General features: G+C 65.5%; 1 protein-coding gene and 2 pseudogenes. 1 reads left to right on the forward strand and 2 read right to left on the reverse strand.

Going from position 1 to position 2351, the window contains the following annotated elements:
- Positions 1-262 precede the first annotated feature (262 nt).
- A pseudogene (locus AB0H28_RS29965) lies at positions 263-633 on the forward strand (hypothetical protein); the annotation flags it as partial.
- A gap of 502 nt (positions 634-1135) precedes the next feature.
- Here AB0H28_RS29965 and AB0H28_RS29970 read toward each other — a convergent pair.
- Positions 1136-1324: pseudogene (locus AB0H28_RS29970) on the reverse strand (IS5/IS1182 family transposase); the annotation flags it as partial.
- Positions 1325-1471: 147 nt separating this feature from the next.
- A complete protein-coding gene (locus AB0H28_RS29975) occupies positions 1472-1927 on the reverse strand; it encodes a DUF3592 domain-containing protein (protein WP_358047485.1) in 456 nt (151 codons plus the stop codon).
- Positions 1928-2351: the final 424 nt, after the last annotated feature.

Genomic DNA, 2351 nt, shown 5'->3' on the forward strand with positions numbered 1-2351 from the left:
TAGGCGTGCCACCGTCAGTGGCTCATACCTCGCAGCGCGGTCCCTCATTCCCCCGACGCTAGTACATTCGGCGCCGGATGCGTGGCCAGCCGCAATCCGCGTCGAGCAGCGCGCAGAGCGTCGCGACGCGCGGGGGCCAGCGGGTTCGCAGAAAGATCAACAAGGTGGGCCGGAGGTGCCACATGCGAAGCACACCGCCATGATCGCCGGTGACCCGCTACCACTGAGTTTGCCTCAGCTCACGCGGATCGGGCGGTGCCCGATGAACCCGGCCCGACCGACCGAACCGCCGGTGCGGTTCGCCGATGCGAAAAAGATCAACCAGTTCCAACTCCCTCTCGATCTTCATGACCATGCCGTCGCTCGGACGCCGGAATCCGGACTCGATGCCGTCCTGGCGGAGCTGGCGTTGTCCGCTGCGGTGGTGTCCTGGTGGACTCGCTGGCAACCCTCAATGATCCACACCGCTCTACGGGCGGGCCCGACCTGACGGACATCGCGAGAGCTACCGGTCTCGACGCGAGCGACGTCGTCCGGCGGTGGCGGCGATGGGCTGATGTCCAGACGCGGTTTGACATCGATGGACGTCCGTCCGTGGACCCCGTCGAGGTCCAGGCCATCGAGCGACGGCTCCCTGGTCACGCCCCACACTTTTCGCCCTCGCCAGCAGCCGCACCGCGAGCTACACAACCACCAGGCAGGGCGGTTTCGACCCGGTTGTAGATCTTGCCGTCCGGACGGGAGTGTGGGGCGCAGCTGTGAGCAAATCTCTGACCAAAAGATCAAGAAAAGCGACATTCTCTATGAGAGATGTCGCTTGACCTGCACAAACACAAGGTGGAGCCGAGGGGACTCGAACCCCTGACCCCCACACTGCCAGAAAGGTGAACCTCGTCACGGCCAATGCCGGACCCTGCCGAAACCTGCTACCAAGTGCGGATATGCGCCCATGGCTATGTCAGATTTTGCCGCGCACTACCGGCTATGCCGGCTGTTCGATCTTGATTTGTGACGCCTCCGGTGACGCGCCAGAGTGTGGGGGCAGCCGTCTCGGAACGATGAGCACCGATCACGACGAGCGCCTGTCGCCAGGATGGCGGCGCGACCCGGCACGCATCCCTGAAGGGGTGCCTACGATCACTTCCTGCACGTACCGCCAAGCGGTGGCGACACCGATCTCGAATCCGGCGGTGAGACGAGCGCAGGTGTCGCCGTTGCCCGGCTCAGCCACAGCGAGCAAGGCATGCCGGCCCGGTTCGAGACGTCGTCGACAGGACCGACGCTGGCTACGGTGCGCTCGGCTGCTCTCGGCCAGGCGATTCAGGGCACGTTGAGCAGATTGGCGAGATCCGTCGGACGGCGCAGGGTCGCGCGGCCTACCACCCTTCCGCCATCAATCAGTCGACGACCCCGGCGCAAACCTGCCGACCCGACCCAGGGCCGGGGCGGCAGTCGAGTTCCACCCGCCCACCTAATCGCGCCGGGGGCCCGTTCTGATCAACGCGAGCGGGATCACAATCATGACGGCACCGAGTACTTCCAGGAGGGTCGGCACCTGCAGGAGCAGATCCTCCGTCGCGTACCCGTCGGGCGTGGCAGCCCGGGTCGGATCCGTCCTGTCGACGCGTACGTCGAGTAACTCGCCGACGCGGAACTCACTCTCGTCGAGTTCGCTGGAGAACCGCTCCCGGTACCGCACGCCGTCGAACGTGTAGTCCACAGTCAGCCTGTTGGCGGAGAACGAACGCGTGATCCTGAACCGTTCGACGTGGACCACTTCGCCTGTCGCCTCGGCGCCGACGCGAACCCGCTCGTCGATCGCCTCGCGCAGCCGAACAGTGAGCAGGATCCCTGCGCCGACCAGAAGGGTGCCCAGGACAACCACGAGGACCAGCTTCACCTCCCGCCGGCCGAACGGGCTCGCCATTCCCAGCCCACCTCCTCCGCAAACGCATCCTGACCACCCCACGAACCGTCTCCGCGAAGATCAATCACAGAATGCGCGCCAGAGCCCCACCGAACCGGCGGTAGCTGATCGGCTAACACAGCCTCTCGATTGGGCGACCATCACTTCGGTGGCGGCCCGGCGCGCCTTCCAGCGCTGCCGCAGCTCGACCCTGTGCGTTGCCGAAAGCCTCGGCCGGCCAAATTGCGCAGCGACCGGCCTCCATTCAGCACATAACCGCGCGGAAGTACACCAGCCGCGCCCCGGCGGGCAGGCTGATCCCGGCCATCCCGCCATCCTTACCACGATGTGGGTCTGTCAAGTTAACGGCTGATCTTGGTTGTTGAGGTGGTCAGTGGTTGGCCGGGGTGAGCCGGCCTTCGAAGGTGATCTGGAAGGCGTTCAG

It is taken from the genome of Micromonospora sp. NPDC050980, assembly GCF_040653835.1.
Lineage (GTDB): Bacteria > Actinomycetota > Actinomycetes > Mycobacteriales > Micromonosporaceae > Micromonospora.

What these genes read in the sequence shown, in the direction of transcription:
- AB0H28_RS29975 (WP_358047485.1), bottom strand. Translation starts at nt 1,927, where the DNA reads ATGGCGAGCCCGTTCGGCCGGCGGGAGGTGAAGCTGGTCCTCGTGGTT.